The 22,268-nt window shown below is 65.4% G+C and carries 19 protein-coding genes; 9 read left to right on the forward strand and 10 right to left on the reverse strand.

Going from position 1 to position 22,268, the window contains the following annotated elements:
* The first annotated feature begins 171 nt into the window (after positions 1 to 171).
* A complete protein-coding gene (locus K8I61_09265; protein ID MBZ0272215.1) occupies positions 172 to 1,722 on the forward strand; it encodes a B12-binding domain-containing radical SAM protein in 1,551 nt (516 codons plus the stop codon).
* A gap of 208 nt (positions 1,723 to 1,930) precedes the next feature.
* Here K8I61_09265 and K8I61_09270 read toward each other — a convergent pair whose 3' ends face one another.
* From K8I61_09270 to K8I61_09295, 6 genes are all read right to left on the reverse strand, one after another.
* Positions 1,931 to 2,758 carry a crotonase/enoyl-CoA hydratase family protein gene (locus K8I61_09270; GenBank protein ID MBZ0272216.1) on the reverse strand — a complete coding sequence of 276 codons (828 nt, stop codon included), beginning with the start codon at positions 2,756 to 2,758 and terminating at the stop codon, positions 1,931 to 1,933.
* 2 nt (positions 2,759 to 2,760) lie between these two features.
* A complete protein-coding gene (locus tag K8I61_09275) occupies positions 2,761 to 3,618 on the reverse strand; it encodes a crotonase/enoyl-CoA hydratase family protein (GenBank protein MBZ0272217.1) in 858 nt (285 codons plus the stop codon).
* Positions 3,615 to 4,685 carry a phosphotransferase family protein gene (locus K8I61_09280; GenBank protein ID MBZ0272218.1) on the reverse strand — a complete coding sequence of 357 codons (1,071 nt, stop codon included), beginning with the start codon at positions 4,683 to 4,685 and terminating at the stop codon, positions 3,615 to 3,617. The genes K8I61_09275 and K8I61_09280 overlap by 4 nt, the downstream gene beginning before the upstream one ends.
* Positions 4,682 to 5,881, reverse strand: coding sequence for an acyl-CoA dehydrogenase family protein (locus tag K8I61_09285; GenBank protein ID MBZ0272219.1), 1,200 nt, complete (start codon positions 5,879 to 5,881; stop codon positions 4,682 to 4,684). Before K8I61_09285 ends, K8I61_09280 begins: the two co-directional genes overlap by 4 nt.
* A gap of 10 nt (positions 5,882 to 5,891) precedes the next feature.
* The gene (locus K8I61_09290; GenBank protein MBZ0272220.1) at positions 5,892 to 6,590 is read right to left on the reverse strand and encodes a phosphoglycerate mutase family protein; all 699 of its coding nucleotides are present in this window, start codon (positions 6,588 to 6,590) and stop codon (positions 5,892 to 5,894) included.
* 452 nt (positions 6,591 to 7,042) lie between these two features.
* On the reverse strand, positions 7,043 to 7,876 hold the full coding sequence (locus K8I61_09295) for an SDR family oxidoreductase (GenBank protein MBZ0272221.1): 834 nt from the start codon (positions 7,874 to 7,876) through the stop codon (positions 7,043 to 7,045).
* A 334-nt stretch (positions 7,877 to 8,210) separates the two neighbouring features.
* Here K8I61_09295 and cadA point away from each other — a divergent pair, with 334 nt between their 5' ends.
* From cadA to K8I61_09325, 6 genes are all read left to right on the forward strand, one after another.
* On the forward strand, positions 8,211 to 10,106 hold the full coding sequence (cadA, locus tag K8I61_09300; protein ID MBZ0272222.1) for a cadmium-translocating P-type ATPase: 1,896 nt from the start codon (positions 8,211 to 8,213) through the stop codon (positions 10,104 to 10,106).
* Between the two features lie 98 nt (positions 10,107 to 10,204).
* Positions 10,205 to 11,800, forward strand: coding sequence for a hypothetical protein (locus K8I61_09305; GenBank protein ID MBZ0272223.1), 1,596 nt, complete (start codon positions 10,205 to 10,207; stop codon positions 11,798 to 11,800).
* A gap of 124 nt (positions 11,801 to 11,924) precedes the next feature.
* The gene (locus K8I61_09310) at positions 11,925 to 12,986 is read left to right on the forward strand and encodes an SGNH/GDSL hydrolase family protein (protein ID MBZ0272224.1); all 1,062 of its coding nucleotides are present in this window, start codon (positions 11,925 to 11,927) and stop codon (positions 12,984 to 12,986) included.
* A 45-nt stretch (positions 12,987 to 13,031) separates the two neighbouring features.
* Positions 13,032 to 13,928, forward strand: coding sequence for a PIG-L family deacetylase (locus tag K8I61_09315; GenBank protein MBZ0272225.1), 897 nt, complete (start codon positions 13,032 to 13,034; stop codon positions 13,926 to 13,928).
* A gap of 62 nt (positions 13,929 to 13,990) precedes the next feature.
* Entirely contained in the window at positions 13,991 to 14,296 is a 306-nt protein-coding gene (locus K8I61_09320; protein MBZ0272226.1) for a hypothetical protein, read from the forward strand.
* Complete coding sequence (locus K8I61_09325) at positions 14,293 to 14,673, forward strand: type II toxin-antitoxin system PemK/MazF family toxin (GenBank protein ID MBZ0272227.1); 381 nt, start codon at positions 14,293 to 14,295, stop codon at positions 14,671 to 14,673. Before K8I61_09320 ends, K8I61_09325 begins: the two co-directional genes overlap by 4 nt.
* Here the strand turns inward: K8I61_09325 and K8I61_09330 are convergent.
* Positions 14,636 to 15,085 carry a PilZ domain-containing protein gene (locus K8I61_09330; GenBank protein ID MBZ0272228.1) on the reverse strand — a complete coding sequence of 150 codons (450 nt, stop codon included), beginning with the start codon at positions 15,083 to 15,085 and terminating at the stop codon, positions 14,636 to 14,638. The genes K8I61_09325 and K8I61_09330 overlap by 38 nt on opposite strands.
* Positions 15,086 to 15,228: 143 nt before the next feature.
* Between K8I61_09330 and K8I61_09335 the strand changes: the two genes are divergently transcribed.
* Positions 15,229 to 16,323, forward strand: coding sequence for a hypothetical protein (locus K8I61_09335; protein MBZ0272229.1), 1,095 nt, complete (start codon positions 15,229 to 15,231; stop codon positions 16,321 to 16,323).
* Between the two features lie 4 nt (positions 16,324 to 16,327).
* Positions 16,328 to 19,351 carry a hypothetical protein gene (locus K8I61_09340; protein ID MBZ0272230.1) on the forward strand — a complete coding sequence of 1,008 codons (3,024 nt, stop codon included), beginning with the start codon at positions 16,328 to 16,330 and terminating at the stop codon, positions 19,349 to 19,351.
* A 13-nt stretch (positions 19,352 to 19,364) separates the two neighbouring features.
* Here K8I61_09340 and K8I61_09345 read toward each other — a convergent pair whose 3' ends face one another.
* The 3 genes from K8I61_09345 to K8I61_09355 all read right to left on the reverse strand — a co-directional run bounded on the left by K8I61_09345 (position 19,365) and on the right by K8I61_09355 (position 21,830).
* Positions 19,365 to 19,823: an RES family NAD+ phosphorylase gene (locus tag K8I61_09345; protein ID MBZ0272231.1), complete on the reverse strand. Its 459-nt coding sequence runs from the start codon at positions 19,821 to 19,823 to the stop codon at positions 19,365 to 19,367.
* The gene (locus K8I61_09350; GenBank protein MBZ0272232.1) at positions 19,823 to 20,467 is read right to left on the reverse strand and encodes a DUF2384 domain-containing protein; all 645 of its coding nucleotides are present in this window, start codon (positions 20,465 to 20,467) and stop codon (positions 19,823 to 19,825) included. The genes K8I61_09345 and K8I61_09350 overlap by 1 nt, the downstream gene beginning before the upstream one ends.
* Positions 20,468 to 20,630: 163 nt before the next feature.
* Complete coding sequence (locus K8I61_09355; protein ID MBZ0272233.1) at positions 20,631 to 21,830, reverse strand: KamA family radical SAM protein; 1,200 nt, start codon at positions 21,828 to 21,830, stop codon at positions 20,631 to 20,633.
* Positions 21,831 to 22,268 lie beyond the last annotated feature (438 nt).

Here is a 22,268-nt window from a genome sequence, read left to right on the forward strand (position 1 = left end):
GGGCGGCGGTGGCGGCGGCGGCGGATGTGGCGGCGGCGGATGCGGCGGCGGCCGCGCGTCGAAATAATCGGCCGATCACGTTTACGCCCCGCGTTTCCGTCCGACCCATGACATACGCATGGTCATCATGGAGCCGATGGACGTGATGGACCCCAGCGGTGCGACGCCTCGATGATTTTCCGCCTTGATCACCAATCGGACGCGCGCGATCGCGTGCGCGGCACGTTGCGCGCGCCGGGCGCGGTCCTTCTTGTCTCGTGTTACGAGCTTGGCCATCAGCCGATGGCCGTCGCGTCGCCGCTCGCTTTCCTGCGCCGCGCGGGGTTCGCGCCGGCGGTCGTCGATCTGGCCGTGGCGCGCCTTGACCTCGATGCGGTCGCGCACGCGTCGCTTGTCGCGATCAGTGCGCCGATGCTGACCGCGACGCGCCTTGGCATCCGCGTCGCCGAGCGTGTTCGCGAACGGCATCCGTGGGCCCGCATCGCGTTCTATGGCCTGTACGCGCATCTGAACGCGGACCACTTGTTGGAAAAAGGGCTCGCCGATTTCGTCATCGGCGGTGAGTTCGAGGAGCCGCTCGTCAAGCTCGCGCGCGCGCTCGATGCGACGGGCGAAGGAGAGGGCATCGAGGGCGTTCGCACGATCACGACGCCCGCCGCGCCGTACATCAAGAAGTTTCCGCTCGTTGCCGCCCAGCGCGACGCGCTCGCGCCGCTTGCGTCGTACGCCAAGCTGCTCGTTGACGGCGAGGAGCGCCTGACCGGGTACGTCGAAGCCAGCCGCGGGTGCAAGCACGTCTGCACACATTGTCCGATCACGCCGCTTTACGGCGGGCGATTTTTCGCGGTGCCCGTCGATGTCGTGATGGCCGAGATCCGCCAGCTCGTCGCCGAGGGCGCGCGGCACATAACGTTTGGCGACCCCGACTTTTTCAACGGCCCGACGCACGCGATGCGCGTCGCCGACACGCTGCACGCCGAGTTTCCGGGCGTCACGTTTGACGCGACGATCAAGATCGAGCACATCATCAACCATCGCGAATTGATCCCGCGGCTTGCGTCGCGCGGATGCCTATTTGTTGTTGCCGCGGTCGAGTCGCTTTCCGACGAGGTGCTCGATCATCTGAAAAAGCGGCACACGGGCGCCGACGTGCGCGAGGCGGTGGCGATCGTACGCGAGGCCGGGCTGTGGCTACGTCCGTCGCTCGTGCCGTTTTCGCCGTGGGAGACGCTTTGCGGCTATCTCGACATTCTGGATTTTATCGACACGGACGACATGGGCGACGCGATCGACCCGGTGCAGCTATCGATCCGCCTGCTCGTGCCGCCGGGCTCGGCGTTGCTTAACGACCCGGAAATGAAATCGCGCCTCGGCGCGTTCAACGAAAATTCGCTCAGCTACACCTGGACGCACCCCGATCCGCGCATGGACGCGTTGCAACGGCACGTCGCGGCGATCGTCTCCGACGCGGCGGATCGCGGCGAAGACCCCGCGGCGACGTATCGCCGCATCCGCCTTTGCGCGCGCGCGATAGCCGAAGGGCGAAACGTCGATGTGCGGAAAAACGGAGACGGAGCGACGCTCGTCGTCGACGGCACGCCGGCGAGCGCCGACGAGGAGGCGGGCTTCGATCTTCCCGCCGGCCGCGCCCGCCCGCCGCGATTGTCCGAGGCGTGGTTCTGCTGCGCCGAACCGACGGACGGGCAGCTCGAGCCGATTTGAATTGGGAATTGGGAATGTTCGTCGCAAGTGACGAGTAACGAGTGACGACGTCATCCTGAGGCGAGCGCAGCGAGCCGAAGGATCTGGCTACGCCCTGGCTGACGGCCACGCTGCAACAAGGACGGGGCCAGATCCTTCGCTTCGCTCAGGATGACGAGCGCTTTGCTCAGGATGACGAGCGCTTCGCTCAGAATGACGAGCGCATTGCTCAGGATGACGAGCCGCCATCCCTTTCCTTCACCGCCTGCTGAAAGCCGACCTCCTCGCAGCGTTGTTTGAACGCGACGCCTTCGGGCGTGTGGCGCGCGATGCCGTCAAAAAACGTGGCGAGGATCTGCGTTGAGGCAAGGCCCATGTTTTCGTAGGCCTGATTGACGACAAGCTTTTGCATCATCAGTTGATTGACCGGCACGCTCGCGATGCGCGCGGCAAGCGCGTCCACGCGCGCGTCGAGACCGGCTTCCGGCACGGCTTCGCCGACAAGCCCCATCGACGCGGCCTCGGCGCCGGTGACGAGATCGCCCGTCAGCAAAAGGCGCTTGGCGCGTTCGGCGCCGACGCGATACACCCACATCGCCGTCGTCGGGCATCCCCACAGCCGCGCGGGCGGATAGCCGATGCGCGCGTCGTCGGCCATGACGACAAGATCGCAGCAAAGCGCGATGTCCGACCCGCCGCCCACGGCGAATCCGCGCACCGTCGCGATCGTCGGCTTGGCCGAGCGCCACAGGCTCATGAAGGAAAGCGTGTTGGCGTGCATCATCCGGAAATCTTTCGTCGGATCCCACGGCATCGCCTGAAAGCCCTCGTGCGTTCCCGGCGTTTCCGCCCAGATCTTCAGATCGTAGCCCGCGCAGAACGCGCGGCCGGCGCCGGTCAATACGACGACGTGCACGGCGTCGTCGGCGTTCGCGCGTGCGACGGCGTCGGCGAGCATGCGCGGCATGTCGCGGTCGATGGCGTTAAGTTGAGCGGGGCGATTGAGCGTGATGCGCGCGATGCGATCGTCGCTCTCGTACAAAACGGAATCGCTCATCGTCACTCCTCGAAGGCGCCGCCGCGGCCGCGCCCCGCGCGAAACGCGTCGAGACCCTGTCCGATCTCGTCGGTCGCGAGCGATTCGGCGCCGTGGCGGAATTCGTTTTTCGTCGCGCGGTCAAACGGCAGATCCCATTGCTCGATCGCGGACATGCGATCGCCGCGCATGCAGGTTTGGGGAAACGCCGCGATCCGCCGCGCCAGATTCTCGGCCTCGGCGCGCGCCGTGCCGTCCGCGACGACGCGGTTGGCGAGCCCGAACGCGAGCGCCTCGCGCGCGGGCACGCCGCGCCCGGGGAGGATCATGTCCATCGCGCGCGAGTGACCGATCAAACGTGGCAGGCGGACGGTGCCGCCGTCGATGAGCGGCACGCCCCATCTACGGCAGAACACACCGAACACGGCGGATTCTTCCGCGACGCGCAGATCGCACCAGAGCGCCAGCTCCAGTCCGCCGGCGACGGCAAACCCGGCGACCGCGGCGATCACGGGCTTGCCGAGCACCAGGCGCGTCGGGCCGAGCGGGCCGTCGCCCTCGATGTCCGCGACGTTGCCGGTGTCCGATCCCATCGCCTTCAGGTCCGCGCCCGCGCAAAAGTTTCCGCCCTCGCCGTACAGCACCGCGACGCGCGCTGCGTCGTCCGCTTCGAACGCGCGAAACGCCAGCGTCAGCTCGCGGGCCGTTGGGCCGTCCACGGCGTTACGCCGGTCGGCGCGATCGATGATGACGGTGTAGACAGGGCCGTCGCGTTCGACGCGGACGGATGAAGTCGACCCGCTCCCTGACGGTCGCGGTTCGTCGTGGAGAGACCCGCTCCCTGACGGTCGCGGTTCCAATTTTTGGGACTCGTCCGTCATACGCCGCCTCCCGCAATGACGCGGCGCGCGGCGTCGTCGAGCATCTTGACGACGTGAACGAGCATCGCGAAGCGCGCATCCTTCGTCTGGCCGTGGAAGAATCGGTAATAAATCTGCTGGGCAATGACGCCCAGGCGAAACAGGCCGAACACGTAATAGAACTCCAGGTCGTGCAGTGCGCGCCCGGTGCGCGCGGACCACGCCTCGCAAAGCTCGCGCCGCGTAAACATGCCGGGCAGGTGCGTGGGGAGCCAGCGCGTCATGAGTTGTTCGTCCGGATCGTCGGCCTGCACCCAGTACGCGAGGCTCGATCCGAGATCCATCATCGGGTCGCCGATCGTCGCCATCTCCCAGTCCAGCACGCCGATCACGTCGAGCGTTTGCGGATCGAGCACGACGTTGTCGAACTTGTAATCGTTATGAATGAGGCAGGGATGCGTCGTGTCCGGCGGCTGATTGGCGCCGATCCACGCCATCACCTCCTCGCAGCCGGGCGCGTCGGGGGTGCGCGCATCGCGGTAGCGCCGACTCCATCCCTCCACCTGCCGGCGCACGTAGCCTTGCGGCTTGCCGAAATCGCCAAGGCCGATCGCGGCGTAATCCACCTCGTGAAGCTTCGCCCACACCTCGACGAAGCGCTCGCAAAGCCGCCGCGCGGAATCGGCCGACAGCTCGAAACCCTTCGGCGGATTGGCGCGAAGGATGATGCCCTCCACGCGCTCCATCACGTAGAACGGCGCGCCGATCAGCGTCTCGTCGTCCGTGTAGGCAACGGGCCGCGGCGCTTGCGGAAATACGGGATGCAGCGCGGCGAGCACGCGGTACTCGCGGCTCATGTCGTGCGCCGTCTTTGCCTTTTTGCCGAATGGCGGGCGCCGCAACACGAACGTTCGGTCATCGAACGTAAGCAGGTACGTCAGGTTCGAGAACCCGCTGGGGTACTGCGTTACGCGAAGCTCGCCCGCAAGATGCGGCAGGTGATCGCGCAGGAACGACGCGACACCCGCGGTAACAAGCTCCTCGCCGGCGCGCACGGGTTTGGCGCGATCGACAAACGGCGCGCTCATTTCGCCATCCCGTACCGGCGCAGCGTGCGGCGCGCGAACGATTCCTTGTGCACCTCGTCGGCGCCGTCGTAGATGCGCGCGGCGCGCTCGTGGCGATACCAGTGCGCGAGGATCGTGTCATCCGTGACGCCAAGCCCGCCGTGCACCTGGATCGCGCGATCGACGACGCGCTGCAGCACGTTCGCGACGTGGAACTTGATGAGCGATACCTCGTCGCGCGCCTCCTTCTGGCCGATCTGCTCGATCTTCCACGCCGCGTGCAGCACCATCCAGCGCGCGGCTTCGATCTCGGCGGCGGATTCGGCGATCCATCCCTGCACCATGCCCTTGGTGCCGAGTGGACGGCCATCCGGATGGATCGGGCGCTTTGCCGCGTAGGCGCACATCATTTCGTACGCGCGTTTGCAGATGCCAAGCCAGCGCATGCAGTGGTGGATGCGGCCGGGCCCCAGGCGTTCCTGCGCGATGGCAAAACCGAACGCCTCTCCGCCGAGTGTGTTCGTGCGCGGTACGCGGCAGTTTTCGAATTCGACTTCTCCGTGCGAAAACGGCCCGCCGCCCGCGTGGCCCATCACCGGAATGTTGCGCACCAGGCGATAGCCGCGCGTGTCCGTGGGCACGAGGATCATCGACGCGCGCGTGTAGATCGGCGCGTCGGGGTGCGTGATCGCCATGACGACGCAGAACGCGGAGCCGTCCGCGCCGGTGGTGAACCACTTGCGCCCGTTGATGACCCAATCGTCGCCGTCGGCGACGGCGGTCGTGCTCAGCATCGTGGGATTCGAGCCGGGGTTCTCCGGCTCGGTCATGCCGAAGCTGGAGCGAATCTCGCCGGCGACGAGCGGTCCAAGCCACCGCGCCTTCTGTTCGTCGGTGCCGAACGTGTGGAGGATCTCGACGTTCGCCGCGTCCGGCGCCTGGCAGCCGAAGACGTAGTGCCCGAGCGGTGTGCGGCCAAGCTCCTCGGAGACGAGGCCGTGCGTCACGAGGCCAAGGCCCATGCCGCCATGCTCTTTCGGATGCGGCGGCGCCCACAGGCCAAGCTCCTTTACGCGCTCGCGTTTTTCGTCCAGCAGGCGCAAGGGATTTTCCGTCCCTGCGAACGCGCGCGTCTCGAACGGAATCAAATCCTCGTCCACGAACGCGCGGACGCGGGCGAGCAGGTCGCGCGTCTGGCTGTCGATCGAAAAATCCATCGCCGTCCCCCTAGAGAAAGGTCACCAGCCGCGGGTCGCGCGCGTCCTCGAGATGCGCGACGTTGTTGAACTCAAGCAGCGTCATCGAATCCTCGCGGAAACGATAGGTCGTGACCGACATGTTGCGCACGTTGGTGCCAAGCAGGATCGCCGCGGTATCGGAAAGTCCGAGCGCCATCTGCATCGACAGCCCGACGGGCCCGCCGGAGGTGACGATCGCGATGCGCCGCCCGCGTCCCTCGGCCTGCATCACCGCGTGGATCGCCCCGGCGACGCGGTCGCGGTATTCCGCAAAACGTTCGACGCCCGCGATTTCGTGATCGCCGGATGCCCAGCGTGAAAGGCCCGTTTGGAGCACGCGGGCCAGGGCGCGGCGGTCGGCGAACATGTTCTCGATCGCCTCGGCGTAAAGGGGATCTTCCGCGACGATCGCCTCGGCCTGCGCGCGGATGATCGTAAACGTGTCGTGCTCGTTGAAGCGCGGATCGGTGAGAAGCGGCGTCGCGTGCGATTCCTCCATGGCGATTTCGGCGGAACGCATCTGGCGGTCGAGCGTGCCGGAGAGCCACACGTCGATGGCGACGTTACGCTCGCGAAAACGTGCGCCGAGAAGGCGCGCCTGCTCCTGGCCGATCGGCGAGAGCACGTCGTAGCTGCCTTGGCCGGCGAAGCTCGCCTGTCCGTGGCGGATGATGAGGAGTTCGGACATGGGTTAGGCCTGATCCCGTGCGCGTGCCCGTGTCCGATGGCGAATGCGCGAATGCTGGGGCGTGGCCGACCGCGCACTCCGCTTCGCTCCGTTTGCGGCCCTGACATCGCAAGCGGCCCTGACATCGCGAATGCGCCAATGCCGGGTCGTGGCCGACCGCGCACTCCGCCTCGCTCCGTTTGCGGCCCTGACATCGCAAATGCGCCAATGCCGGGGCGTGGCCGACCGCGCACTCCGCTGCGCTTCGTTTGCGGCCCTGACATCGCGAATGCGCCAATTCCGGGGCGGTATCGACCGCGCACTCCGCTTCGCTCCGTTTGCGGCCCTGACATCGCGAATGCGCCAATGCCGGGTCGTGGCCGACCGCGCACTCCGCTTCGCTCCGTTTGCGGCCCTGACATCGCAAGCGGCACTGACATCGCAAACGGCACTGACATTGCGAATCCTCGACATCACAATCCCACCAGCTTCGCGCTTTCGTCCCACAGGCGCGCGTCGTCGGCGTCGTCACGCGCGGTGGGGTAGAGCGTCGCCTCGCGGCACTTTGCGAAATATTTTCCCGTCACCCCCTCCGCTTCCGGCGAGCTTGCCAGGTAGATCTGCGTCTTCGCGCCTTCTTCCGGCGAGATGAGAAAGACGCGATCCGCCACCGCGGTCAGGGCGTCCATCCACCAGCTCTTGCCGCGCGTGATGTTCGTGGAGATGCCGCCCGGGTGCAGGCTGTTCGAGGTCAGCACGTCCGGCGAGTTTCTCCGCGCCAGCTCGCGCGAGAACATGATGTTCGCGATCTTGCTGCGCCCGTAGGCGACGGGGCTCTTGTAGCCATTGTGAAATTGCAGGTCGTCGAAGTCGATGCGCGAGAGGCGGTGCAGGCGCGAGGCGACGTTGACGACGCGCGCCGGCGCGCCCGCGCGGATGTTATCGAGCAGGAGGTTCGCCAGCAGAAACGGCGCGAGGTGGTTGACGCCGAAGTGCTTCTCGAAGCCATCGCGCGTCTCCTCGCGTTTTGGCGACCACAGGCCCGCGTTGTTGACGAGCACGTGGATTTTCGGAAAGCGCGCCTTGATATCCGCCGCCATGCGTCGCACGTCGTCGAGCGATTCGAAATCGCCCGCGGCCGCGTGAAGGCGAGCGGCGTCGCGCGCGATGTCGTTGATCGCGCGCCGGGCTTTTTCTTCGGTGCGGCCGTGCACGATGACCGACGCGCCCATGCTGTGCAATTCGCGCGCGGTGACAAATCCGATTCCGCTTGTCGCGCCGGTCACCAGAACGACGCGCCCCGTCATGTCCGACATGCGTTCCCCTGACGAATGGATGACGGACAAAGCTTGCGGGCGCGGCTTGGCATCGTCAAGCTGAGAGGCGCCGAAACGTGCCGCGCCGCGGGAATTCCCGTGTGGCGGCGCATCGTGCGCGTGTCGTTCAGGCGATCTGGCTCATCCCGATAGAATTGGTACGAACGCGGCCGCGCGGCTTGACGCGCGTCAAGTTGTCTTGCCGGACATAAAGGCGCGAGAGGACTAGCGTATGAGTGGGTTGAATGACGATTCTCTTTGGCAAGACACAGGTTGCGTGGACGCGGTGGTAAATGCCGGCCGGGAGAGAATCCAAAGCTCTCCCATGTTCGACTTCCGCGGCGTTTCTCGGTCGGCGGCCATCGCCGCGTTCACGCTTGTTTCCCTCGCCGCGCATCTTCTCCTCCGCTTCGTTTTCGATTCTCCCCACGCGAACCTTCCGCTTTATGCCGCGCTTGCGCTCGGCGGCGTGCCGCTCCTCTACGAGCTGACGCGCGATCTTCTGCGCGCGGATTTCGGTTCCGATGTTCTCGCCGGCGTCGCGATCGTCACGTCGGTCATTCTCGGCGAGTACCTGGCGGGCGCGCTTGTGGTGCTGATGCTCTCGGGCGGGCAGGCGCTCGAGAGCTTTGCCGTGCGCCGCGCCTCCAGCGCACTTGCGGCGCTTGCCGCGCGCATGCCGAGCGTCGCGCATCGCAAAGACGGCGAGCGATTCGTCGACATCGCGATCGACGCCATCGCGGTGGGCGATCTTCTTGTCGTGCTGCCGCACGAGGCGTGCCCCGCGGACGGCGAGGTGATCGAGGGGCACGGTACGATGAACGAGGCGTACCTCACCGGCGAGCCGTACGACATGAGCAAGGCGCCGGGTTCCGCGGTGATCTCCGGCGCGGTGAACGGCGAAAGCGCGCTGACGATCCGCGCGACGCGGCGCGCCGTCGATTCGCGCTACGCGAAGATCATGGAGGTGATGCGCCAATCCGAGATGACGCGCCCGCGCATCCGGCGCCTGGCCGATCGGCTGGGCGCGCTTTATACGCCGATCGCCGTTGGCATCGGCGTCGCCGCCTGGGCCGCGACCGGCGAACCGATCCGTTTTCTCGCGGTGATGGTCGTCGCCACGCCGTGCCCGCTTCTGATCGCGATCCCCGTCGCGCTCATCGCGTCGATCTCGCTGTCGGCCCGGCGCGGCATCATCATCAAGGATCCGACGGTGCTCGAGCGCATCGACCGCTGCCGCACCGCGATCATCGACAAGACGGGCACGCTCACCTTCGGCCGTCCCGTGCTGACCGAAGTCATGGCCGCGCCGGGAATCGACGCAAACGAGGCGCTGCGCCTGGCGGCCGCGCTCGAGGCGTATTCCAAGCACCCGCTCGCCGTGGCGGTCGTCGAGGCGGCGAAATCGCGCGGCCTTGCGGACGCGAAGGTCGCCGACGTGAGCGAGCAGCCCGGCCGCGGCCTGACCGGCCACGTCGACGGGCGCGAGGTGTATCTGACGAGCCGGCGCAAACTCGCGGACGCCGGCGAGATGCCGGAGCACGCCATCCCCGGCCGGGACGCGGGGCTCGAGGCGGTCGTGATGATTGACGGCGCGTGGGCCGCGACGCTCGCGTTCCGCGATGAGCCGCGCGACGAGGCGCATTCGTTCGTCAGCCATCTCGGGCCGCGTCACACGATAAGGCGCGTGCTTCTGGTTTCGGGCGACCGGCGCTCGGAGGTGGAGCACCTCGCCGGCCGCGTCGGCATCACGGAGATCCACGCGGAGGCAAGCCCCGAGGACAAGGTGCGTATCGTGAAGGAGGAAACGCGCCTCGCGCAGACGCTGATGATCGGCGACGGCATTAACGACGCGCCCGCGCTCGCCATGGCGACGGTGGGCGTCGCGTTCGGTACATCGAACGACCCCGCGTCGCAGGCCGCGGGCGCGGTGATCCTGAACCCCACGCTCGACAAGGTGGACGAGCTTTTGCACATCTCGCGGCGCTTTTTGTCGATCGCGCTGCAAAGTGCCGTGGGCGGCATGGCGCTTTCCGTCGTGGGGATGGGATTCGCGGCGTTCGGCCTTCTCCCCCCCGTGGCCGGCGCGCTCACGCAGGAGGCGATCGACGTTGTCTCCATCGCGAACGCGCTTCGCGCCGCCCGCGCCGCGGGGCCGCTGACGGATTTGCCGGCGCAAGCCTCGCGCGCCGAGGCCGCGACTGTATCCGCCCCCGCCTGACGCGAATTTTTTCGATCCGCCTCCCGCGAATTCGAGTATATTCGCCCCTCAACATTTCGATCGGACAGGCGGGCTTGCGGCCCGAATGGAGGTGCGATGTGAGGCGTTTTCGATTTCTGGTGGCCGGACTGTTGCTTTTCGCCGCGAGCGGCGCTGCGGCTGACGACGACGCGGGCGACTTCGATTTCGAGGGATCGCTGTATCTATCGAAATTGAACCCCGAACTCGCGGCCGCTTTCGAGAATTTCCACGCAACAAGCATCAGTAACGGCCCCGCCCGCAACCCCTTGTGGGTCGGCTTTTATGGCTACGGGCAGGGCGGCTACGCCGCGGGCGCCTTCGGCGTCGACGATGCGACGAACTTCGACGGCGGCGAGGTTTCCGATCTGATTACTTTTGTCGATCCGGCCTGGGCCGGGCTTTTTTCCGTCACCGGAATCGCCGGCGGCGGGGTCGGATTCACGGGATCGTTTGGCGGCGACTTTTTCACCGGCGTCGATCCGGGCGAGTCCGCGCTCGAAGGCTTCACCGTGAATTTCAACCTAAACGATCAATTCGGATGCGGGCTCCGGGTTCTGGCCGTGAACAATACCCTGTGGGCCACCGGTTATGCCGTCGACGACGCCTTTGGCGAAAACGCCTTCCTGGGCCGCATCGCGGTCGACAGCCCGTCGTTGACCGCCCAGTGGGACTGGACGAAGACCTGGAAGGCCTCGGACGGCGGCCACACGCGCGGATTGCACCTTCTGCCCAACGGATCCGGGGCGATCGTCGCCGGTTCCGTCCTGACGCCGGGCCTCCAGGCGGGCGGCTTCGTGAAAGGATTTGACGAGTTCGGCGGCACGACGTTCAGCGTCGAATACCTTCCCGACGGAACCGAGAACGAAATTCTCGTCGATTTCTTTCCCGGGCCGGAAGGCGAGGCGCACCTTCTCTACAACGAATTCGATCTCGGCTCGTTTCAGACGTCGAAGGTCTATATCGTCGATCCGCAGAATCCGGGCGATCCCGTTTCCGGCTGGCCGGCGTGGGATGACGAGTCGTCCGACCGGCTCCTCGGCGGCGACTATTCCCCCGGGTTCGATTTTGTGGAACCGCGACGGTATTTCCTGGGCGCGCGGCTTGCGTTCAAGTCCGCCGGCGAGGAAATCGTCCTGCGCGCGTACGATGAGGACGGCGACGAGGCGGGCTCGTTTACGAAGCTCGCGGCGCAGGGAGACGACGCCGTACTCGCCGATGTCACGGCGTATCGCAACCTGGTCGCGGTCTCGAATCTTGTGACGCCCGCGGACGACCAACTCGACGTAGAAGTTTACGTCGCCGACATGGCCGTCGCGTCAGGTGATGCGAAGGAGGAAATCGTGCCGCGTACGCTCGAGGTCTCGAAGGATATCTTCGGAGACGACACCGACGTGGGCGAGTCAAGCGCCATGATGGCGTTTTCGGATACCGGGCTCCTGTACGTGGTGATCGGTTACGACGACGGCGACGGCGCCGCGATCGTCACGGCGCGATACACGGTTCCGCTTCTTACGGGCGGCGACGACGACGACGACGCGGACGACGACGACGCGGATGACGACGACTCTGACGACGACGGCGCGGGCGACGACGATGACGACGATGACGACGCCACCCACGACGACGACGGTGGTGATGATGACGACGACGACGACGGCTGTTGCGGGTGTTGACGGAGCGTTTTTGCCGGCGCCGTGCAAACGCCGTCGGGTTGCGGCGCACGTTTCCGGAAGCACGTTGCGCTTAGACGGGCGTGCCGCGCCGTGGCGCGCGTCCGGAGTTCGCTGAGGTCGCGCCATGCCGATTCGGCCCATCCCGTGGTACGCGCACAACCTCGTCCGTAACACAACCCGGATCCGGTTTGCGGGTATCGTAGTGATCGCGATTCTGGTCTCGCTCGAAGCGCTGTTGCGCGTGTCCGGAATCGCTCGCGCGAATGTCGACAAGGTCTATTCCGACATCTATGACATCGAATATGTGATGTTGCCCGGCACCGTGTACCCGTACTCCAAGGACGGCGAACACCTCAATGAGCATGGATTTCGCGGCAAACCCCTCCCACGCGAGCGGACACCCGGCCTCCGCCGCGTCATCTGCATGGGCGACTCCACGACCGCCGGTTACGGTCCTCTCGAAGACTCGTATCCCTATCGTCTGCAAGTCGAGTTGGAGAAGGATTTTGGCGAAGGGCGTGTGGAGGTTTTCAACGCGGGGCTGCCCGGAACGTGCCTCCTCCAACAGCTTCTGCTATTCCAGCGCCTATTGCGAAAATGGCGACCGGACGTGTTGGTTGTAGGTGGACAAGGGGACGGGCGGCGGGATGTCTACCTCTATCGGCGCGAACTGGAGAGGGAGCGGTTCAAGCGGCTCTACACGGCGCGGCGATATTTGGCCAAGAGCGAAATTTATCGAACGATGCGACGTCTGATCAAAGGACCGCCCGTGGGGCTCGTCCTTGATCCGATGAATGCCGGATCGGACACGTTCACAAATTATCACGCGCAGATGGATTTGTGGGCCGATCTCGAGCGGTTTGACGCGATGGGCCGGGAGGACGGATTTAAACTCATCTTTTTTCATCCACCTGATCGATCGCAGATCGAGGCGCTGCGGGCTCAGGGCCTGCAGCCCGGCACGCCGGGATACCGCGCGAGCACCTACCGGGGAATTCCCGAACAGTTTGCGCGGCGCCACGGACACCCCTTCGTCGACGTCATTCCCGGATTTCTCGCCGAGCCCATGAACCAGGAGCTTTTCTACGATCCCGTCCATCCCGGCGGCCGCGGAAACCGTGTCCTGGCCCGGCAGATCGCGAATGTCGTCCGCGAGAAGCTCGCAGATGCGGTCGTGGCGGATTGAGAGGCGGCATGGACACATAACCGTCCGCGTCGTAAAAACACCGCCATGAAATACCGAATGATCGCGGCGTTCGTCGCGTTGACTTTCGCCTCCGCCTGCGGCGCGCGGATCGTGCCGAAGGACGGCGTCGAAAAGACGCTCGACGAAATTCTCGACGGTCCCGTGCGCGTCATGTGGGTGGCCGCGCATCCGGACGACGAGGGGTTCGCCGGGGGCGTGCTGTCGAAGGCGGCCGCGAACGGCGAGGTGTATCTTCTCGTCCTCACGCACGGTGACGGCGGCGCGTGTCACGTGCCGACCGGCTGCGGCGACAACCTGGGCGACTGGCGGCATCGCGAGCTGATGGAGGTCGCGTACGAGTACGACGCGATCCTTCAGCACGAGCGCTACTTCAACGCGCCGCTTCCGGTGGAGAGCTTTCCGCCGCGCCACGAGTTGGCGCGGATGTGGATCGACAAGGGCGACCCGACGCTGAAGATCGCGGCGGCGATCCGCCGCTTCCGCCCCGACGTAATTTTCGCCCTCGGCCCGACGCAGGGCGGCACGGGGCACCCGGAACATCAGCTCGCCAGCCGGTTCGCCATGGCGGGTGTGCGGATGGCGGCCGATCCCAAGGCCGACGTGCCCGGCGATCCGTGGCGCGTGCCGAACACGTATTATTTGCTTTCCAAGTGGTGGCTCGCGCGCGTGATCGGTATCGCCGATCCCGAGACGCCGAGCGAAAAATTCGACCTGCTGCAATATTGTTCGGACGGCATGTCGTGTGCCGAGCAAATGGCCGAACACACGCGGCCGCACAAGTCGCAGGCGGCCGACGCGGCGGGGCTGCGCTTCATCGCCAACAGCACCTGGTCGACCTACCTCTACCGCGTCGATCCGTTCACGGAGATCGCCGATCCGCTCGAACCCGTGGAGCACGGCGGGATGAACCTCGCCGACTGATTCGTTCGCGCGCCGGTAGGATTCGGCCCCGCGTTGCGTTATCCTTTTCGAAGGAGGTCGATATGGCCGCGACGGAAAAAATTGAAGTGGAGTTGCCGAAGGAACTGCTGCGTCATCTGGAAATGTCCGGAAAAGATCGAAGCGATTTCATCCGGCTGGCGATTGAACACGAACTTGCCCGACAGCTCCATGAGGGTCTTCGATTATCTTACGAAAATCCGCATCCGGAATCGGAAGAATTTGCCGAACTAGGATTGGCCGACTGGGCCGCGGGGCTACCCGAAGGCGACGAGGGTCTCGTTGACCCCAGTGCGGGAACGCCAATCCGATGGGTCGAAGGCAAGGGTTGGGTCGAGGAAACCGAGTGATTCTTGAGCGCGGCACGATTGTTTTCGCAAACCTCAGCCCGACGATCGGTCATGAACAACGCGGTTTTCGCCCGTGCGTTGTCGTCAGCAGTCCCGATACTTCTGATGCGCAACGTTTCGGCATCGTTGCGATCATTCCGGTTACGCGCACAGCAGGCATCGGTATTCTCTATCCGCGAATTTCACCAGGAAAAGGCAGCCGTTTGACGCATGATTCGTATGCGCTGATCGATCAGATCCGCGCGATCGATCATCGGCGAATCCAGCGTCGGCTGGGACGAATCACGGACAGCGAACTCGCCGCAATCGATCGCGGACTGATCGCTTATCTCGGCCTCGTCAGTGCTCCGCCTGCGTCGGAGGAGACAGGCGAGTGAGCGCCCGCATTTCCCGCAGCGCCTCGGCCGAGCGCTCCGCGGCGCTTTCGTCGCGCCCGAGGACGGTGCCTTCGATCTCGTTCCACGTGCTGCCGTCCAGGTCCAGCCATTGCACGCCCATGCCGGCCAGCGGATCGTAAACGTCTCCGCGCGCGCGGCGGATATGGCGCACCTGGCCGTGGATCGCCACGCGCCGCGGCGGCGACTCCGGCTCCTTTTGATTGAACAGCGAAACGATGACATCGAGCTCGTCGCCGACCTTCAGCGGGTTTTTGGTGCGGATGAAGATTCCGCCCTCGCTGATATTGACGCTCAGATGATGCTTATGCAGTCTGTTCCGGTCGACGTAATAATCGACCGGAAGGAGGGCGTCCCGGCGCTCCGACGTGCGTTTTTCGACGTTAGGATCCATGCCGCGACGAATGCCTTGCACCCAACCCCGATTCCCCAAGAGGAATCGGATCATAGCCGAGCCGGCGGCGCGTGTCAAAGAGGCGCATACTTGAAAAGGCCGAAAAAACAAGGGTCTTCGCCAAAATGTTAAGAAATCGCTTTATGGATACCGCCCCGTGCTTTCGCCGCCTGTGTGTCATCGCCGTTCTGGTGGCCGGTTGCGCCCTTTTCGCGGCCGGCTGTGAGGACGAGGACGAGCCGTTCGGGAAAGGCGTCTCGCTGGATTGGCCGTCGACCGACCCCGACCGCTATCACTGGGACGGCCTGCGCGATCCGTATTTCGAGGTCTGGAGCTGGCATGTCGCGATGCCCGCTCAAGGGCACGCGTTCACCGTCACGATGGGCGTCGCAAACCCAGGGTCGGACGATCCCGAGACGCGCGCCGCGATCGTCGAGGTCACCGGCACCATGTTCAACGCGCCTCGGCGCGCGCTGGCCTCGACGCGCGAGTTTTCGGCGAGCCGGCAGATCGGCGACGTCGCGGTGGCCGATATCCGCGGCACGCAGTCCGTTGTGCGCGGGGCGTTTACCCACGGCGACGCGGTGGAGTTCGAGTTCACCGTCGATGTCGGCGCCGACTGGCCGGACACCATGGGACTTCTGACCAACATTCCGGGCTTTCCGATCAACTGGCATGTCAACGCCGTGACCGCGGCGGCCACCGGCGCGATCGTCGTGGACGGGCAGCGCATCGCGTTCGCCAACGCGCCCGCCCTCGAGGATCATTTCTGGGGCGAAAAATTTCCGGGTGCGACATTCGCGGTGCTCGCGCCGCATTTCGACGGCGACGGCGCATCCCTGGCGTTGTTTGGCGGCGAATTGCTGCTGGGCCCGTTCCCGATACCGGCGATCATGCTCGTGCTTTCGATCGACGGACAGATCTTTGAGATGCGCACGCAGGACCTCGATGTCATCGCCAAGGAGATGGAGAAGGGCGACGCCGATTTCGCGCTGCGCGCGACCAAGGGTGATCTGCGCTTCGATGTCACCGTGCTGGCCGATCCCGCGCACGCCGCGAGCGGCCTTGTGATCGACGATCGGGGGGCTCTGGTCGGCGGCGCCATCTGGCACGACGCGCTTGTCACCGTCGCGATTCAGCGCCGCGACGAAAACGACGCCTGGATCCTTGAAACGACGCTCGAAACGGCGAACGGCCTGTATCGACAGGGCGTCCCGAACGCGTACCAGAATTTCTGACACCATGACCGACATCGCCGAGATCGCGCGCCGACTGCTTGCCGGCGAGCCGACCGGCGATCGCGTATTTGCGGCGCGCACGCGCGACGATCTGGCGCGCATCCGCGCGACGGGGCGCGACGTGGAGGCGGCTCTCGCGGCCGCGCTCGCCTCGTTCGATCCGCCGCGCGCGCTGACGGGGCTCGCCGAGCTTGTCGATCATCCGCGCGTGGAGGATCTTTTTGCCCCGGCGCGCCTATCGCGCCTCGCGATCCTCGCGGGATCGAGCCCCTGGGCGACGCACCTCGCGCGCGACCAGCTTCTCGACGTGCTCGACGGGCCGCCGCCGTCGGCATTCGTCGCGCATGCGACGCATCTTGGCGATGCCGAAAAGCTCGGCGAGGCGTCGGGGCTTTCGCCGCGGACGATCAAGGAATGGCGTGCCCTGGCACAGGCGCGCGCGGCCCTATTCGATCTGGCGGACGAGGGCGACGCGTGGGCCGCGCTTATCGAGCACACCGCGCCGGCGGAGATCGCTTGCGCGCTGGCGCTGGCGCAAGCCGCGCACGAGGCGAACGAGAGGTTCGGTGCACCGGCAGCAAGCGCCGATACCGGTTTCGCCGCCGATACTGGTCTCACCCGCGATACGAACCGCGACCGTCAGGGAGCGGGTTTCACCCGGCCCGTCGTCATCCTGGGGATGGGCAAGCTTGGCGGACGCGAGCTGAACGCGTCGTCCGACATCGACATCGTTTTCCTGTTCGGCGACGACGAAACGGAAACCGGCCACGGCACGTCGATGGTCGAGTGGGCCGGTTTCGTCGCACGCCGCACGTCCGACCTGCTCGGCCCGGACGGCGCGGGGCTTCGCGTCGATCTTCGACTTCGGCCCGGCGGGCAATTCGGCCCCGTCGCGTGCTCGCAGGCTCACGCCGAGACGCACTACGAACTCTTCGGCCAGGCGTGGGAGCGGCAGATGCTCGTGCGCACGCGGCCGGTCGCGGGAAATCTTTCGATCGGGCGCGGTTTCGTCGACGGCATCCGGCCGTTTGTCTATCGCCGTCACATGGACCCGCGCGCGCTCGCGGAACTGCGGCGGATCAAGCGGCGCATCGACGCGGAGGTGCTCGTCGCGGCGGGCGGGGACGAGAACGTCAAGCTTTCGCGCGGCGGCATCCGCGAGTTGGAGTACGTCGTGCAGACGTATCAGCTTCTCTACGGCGGACGCCTGCCGGCGCTACGCACGCCCGGTACGCGCGAGGCGCTCGCGCAGCTAGCGGCCAACGAACTTTTGCCCGCGGACGATCTTGCGACGCTGACGGACGCGTATCTCTTTTTGCGCCGCCTCGAAAACCGCATTCAGATGCTCGACGGCCGGCAGAATCACCGCATACCCGCCGGCGAATCGACACGCGACGCCCTCGCGCGAAGCCTTGGGCTCTCGAACGGCAAGGAGCTGATGCTGGCCTACGACGGCTGGCGTCGCCGCGTCGGCGAGATATTCGATGCGCTTTTTGCACAGGCCGATGGCGCTTCCGAGGACGCACCGGCGCCGATGGCCGAGGCGCCCGTTTTGCTGGTGACGGCCGCGCGCCGTCGCGCCGAGCAGGAGTTCGCGGCTGTCGGGATTCCCGACCCCGCCGAGGCGTTCGAGATTCTGGCGAAGATTCACGACGAGCCGGCCACGCGCCCGTTGCCGGGCCTTGGCGCGTTGATCGAACGACTGGCGCCGAAGATCGCCCGCCTGGCGGCCTCCGCGCCGGATCCGATGGGCGCGCTGCGCGGTTTTGCGCGGTTCGTCACGAGCCACCAAGCGCCGATGACCACCCTCGCGATGCTCGCGGACGACGACAAGATGGCCGAGGTGCTGATCCGCCTGCTCGGCCGCGGCTCGTATCTGTCCGATCTCATGCTCGATCACCCGGAGGCGTTCGTGCCGCTGTTCGTCGCGCAGGACGTCTCCGGCGGGCCGGTCGAGGTGGAGCGCTCCGTCGTCGACGGGGCGGGGGATGGCGACGAGGCCGCGCGCCTGTCCGCGATCCGCCGACAAAAGACGATCCTCGAACTGCAAATCGCGCTCGAGGAGATGTATCGCCCCGATGAGCCCGAAGCCGCCTGGACGCTCATCGCCGCGATGGCGCGCGGCGTGCTTCGCGCGCTCGCGCCGCTCGCCGCGGCGCACGCGGGCATCGACGCCGGTGCGCTTGGCGTTCTGCTTTTGGGCAGCGCCGGCGGCGGCGAGCCGGTCATGAACTCCGACATCGACCTCGTGTTTTTGTGCGGCGACGCCCAGGCGGTCGGCGAGACGACCAGGGTTGCGCGCCGCTTGTTACGCGAGCTCGAATCCAGATCCGGCGGCGGGCGCCTGTTTCGTACGGACGTGCGACTGCGTCCGCATGGCGATCAGGGAACGCTCGTGTCCACGGTCGCGGCCGCTCGCGCCTTTTATCGCGATGCCGCGCCGGTCACCACGCGCCTCGCGCTGCTGCGCGCGACGGCGGTGTGCGGCGGGCCCGCGCGCGATCTCGTCGCGTCGTTCGACGACGTGCTTTTCGCGCCCGGCCTTCCCGGCGCGCGGGCGGCGGACCTTGCGCACATCCGTGGCCGCGTCGTCGCCGAGACACCGGCGGGGCGGCTCGACGCGAAGACCTCTCCGGGCGGCCTGTCGGACATCGAGTTTCTGATCGGCGGCTTGCAGCTACGTCACGGCCGCGATTTCCCCGCGATGCGCGGAACGTTCGCCGGGAGCGCAGGCGTCCCGCCTGCTTCAAACGCCACGCGCCACGCGATCGCCGCGGCGGCCGAATGCGGTTTATTATCAAAAGCCGATGGCGAAACGCTCACGACGGCGGTACGCACGCTCAAGCGCATCGAAAGCGCCCTGCGTGCGCTTTATCCGCGGCCGGTGAGCCTCCTGCCCGCGCCGGGACACGAACTCGACATGCTCGCACGCATGGTCGGCGAAAAGAACGGCGCCGCGCTTGTGGCAATGTTCACCGCAACGACGGAGCGCGTGAGGGAAATCTGCGAGCCGAGGCTGGTGAGTTAGAGGTTTGTCCCGATTATCCGAAAAGCCGCGGATCCCAAGGTAAATCCACGGTCGGATCCCAAAGGAGCCTCGTATAGTCGGGGTGATCGACGTTCAGGACGATGTTACGTTCAAACGGTCGCCCCGGCACCGACGGTACGAGGAGGCACGCGCTTGTGCCGCTTGCCAGCCATGCGGCGCCGATATTTCGTGACACGCTCTTATCTTTGATGTGGTCCCATCCCGGAAACAGGTTGTTCAGTTCAGCGATTTTCCGTTCTTCGACGTGAACGCCATCGGGTATCGTGACCCATTTCGCATGCGCCGGAGTTGGCGTCCTCTTGGTATAAACGAGGTTTTCGAGAACCGCCGTCGCAAAGTGTTCGGCGAGATACAACACATGCTGGCCCCTGGCGTTCCATCGATTTTCGAGGCCGGACGTTTGTCGCGGATCAAACGTTCGCGCGCAGACGCGAACCGCACGAAGCGACATCAGACAGGCGCGCCTTCTTCGATGCGGGCGATCAGATCCAAAACGACCTGCAAACCGCCTTCCGACACCGCGACATTCACGGGCGATTGGCCATCCAATAGCGGGTGCGGCGACGTCAGGAATTTTTCGGCGAACGGCCGTCCGGGTTCCGTCCAAATGTGAAAAGCTCTGCGCGCGACAAGACCGACATTGGTCATCCTTTCGACTTCGGTATTCGAAAGCGGCGTCTTTTCCTTTCGGCGTCGCTTCCACGAACTGTCGGAGACGAGATACGGGCGAAACGACGCGCGCGTCGTCTCGTCCAGGAACGCCTGTTCGAGAAACGACTCGACGGTTGCGGCGTTGAACGCCTTTTTTGCAATCCCTTCCTGGATGTCGGCGTAAACGGCGCTCCAATCCTTGTTGCCGAACAGATCCGCAAGAAATTTCTTCGAAATCTCGCTTTCCCGGCCGCGCAGCGAACGTTCGCGCGTGGACGATTTCGCCGCGTGACGGGCGTCGGTCTTTCCTTCGGGCGCATGTTTTCTGATTTCGCGACGAACCTCGGAAATTTGCTGATCGAGCTCGGTTTGCCGCGTTTCCAGTTCGCGAACGCGGTCATCGATTTCGTTGATTTCGCGTTTTGGCGCGTGAGCTTTTTGCACGTCGACCTCCGCTGTCGGGCCACTTGGCCTTGATTATAGGCCAGTTGGCCCCAAGGGGCCACGGCAAAAAACAAGGGGCGCGACGGATCGCGCCCCGAAGAATCCCATTAGTTTCTTGCGACGACCTTCCAGCCTTCCAGCCTTTCAGCCTTCCAGCCTTCATTCACGCGATCGGCACATCCGCGACCGCGTCGCCCGCGCGGCGGCCGTAGCCGGTCCGCTTGGCCGGTCCGTCGTCCGCGGCGACGGTGACGGGCTTGAGCTGGTCGAGCCAGTAGGCGTTATCGTCGCGCTCAAAGATCATGAAACGGCCGCGGTCGCTTTTGTGTTTCGCGCGGTGGTAACGCATGTAGATGTGCGCCGCGTCGATCGCGAGAATCTCGATCTTGCCCGTCTCGTGGCTCATCGCCATGCGGGCGCGTGCGGCGAGGCCCGAGACATGGCGCCGCGCGGCGTCGAAGATCCGGAAGCCTTCGACGATCGGTACCTCGTAGGGCTCGTTGCCCTCGGTGGGGCGGCCCTGGAACAGGTAATATGGCGGGCAACCCGCGAACGACAGCTTGCGGAACAGCTCCGCGAGCGTTTCGACCTTGTCATTCACGCCGCGGATCATCGGACATTGGTTCACGGTGATGACGCCCGCCTTGATGACGCGGTCGAGCGCCTGGCCGACCGGCTCGGTCAGCTCGCGCGGGTGATCGAAGTGCGCCATCAGATAGATGCGCCGGCCGGGGCGCGAATACTTCGACAGACCTTCGAGAAGCTCGGGCCGGTCGAGGATGACCCACGGATTGAACGCGGGCATCTTCGAGCCGATGCGGATGATCTTCACGTGCGGAATGGCGCGCAGCTTCGCGATGATCTCGATGAGCTTCTTGGGCGCCATCAGCAGCGGATCGCCGCCCGTGAGCAGCACGTTGGTGATCTCCGGATGACCGGCGATGTATTTGACGCCCTCGGACACGTCGAGCGAGGCGTCGTGGTTGTCGGGCATGAATAGCCGCTTGCGGAAGCAGTATCGGCAATACGCCCCGCACACTTCGTTGCAAAGCAGCAGCGCGGTGTCGGTGTACTTGTGCTGGCAGCCGCGCGCGACGGTCACCGAAGCCTCATTCGAGGCATCAAGGCGCCCCCACGGGCGAAGCTCGGCCTCGCGCGGGATGATCAGGTGGCGGATCGGATCGTCGGGATCGTTCCAGTCGATCAGGTCCAGGTAGTAGTCCGTGATCCGGAAGGCGAACTTCTCCGCGACGGGTTTGAGCCGTTCGCGTTCAGCCTCCGGGATCTGCTCGATCTGGTCGATGTGGGTGATGTAACGGATCTTGCGTTTCAGGTCGGTCTTCGCCGGTTGCTCTGCGTACATGGCACATTCCCCCTGTTCGAATGCGGGCGGACGGGCCACGTTTTGCGCACCGAAAACCTTACGAACCCGGCGTGCTGTCTTCCTTCAAAAGTAGGCGTCCGTTTTCGCCCGTTGCGGTAGCGGCCATGGTCGACCGCGCGTCATCGGCATCCCCCAAGGGAGCCATGCGAACCACCTTTTCATCATAGGCAATCGGATTAAAGGGGGTCAAGGAAAAATGGCGGGAAACGCGCCCGCGACCCGAAAATTTTCGTTTGTTTTCATCTATTCCGCATGAATTTCAATACGTTTTCAGCCGGTGGACCGGTGCGCCCGCGTGCGCCGGATACAGGCGAATTTCTCCCGATCAAAGCCAGGAATCGTCCAAAACGCCTGACCCGCACACCCGCCGCGGCGCTGTCGCCGAAACAACCTCCATCCGGCCTCCACCCCGTCCGC

It is taken from the genome of bacterium (assembly GCA_019912885.1).
In the GTDB taxonomy this organism is placed as follows: domain Bacteria; phylum Lernaellota; class Lernaellaia; order JACKCT01; family JACKCT01; genus JAIOHV01.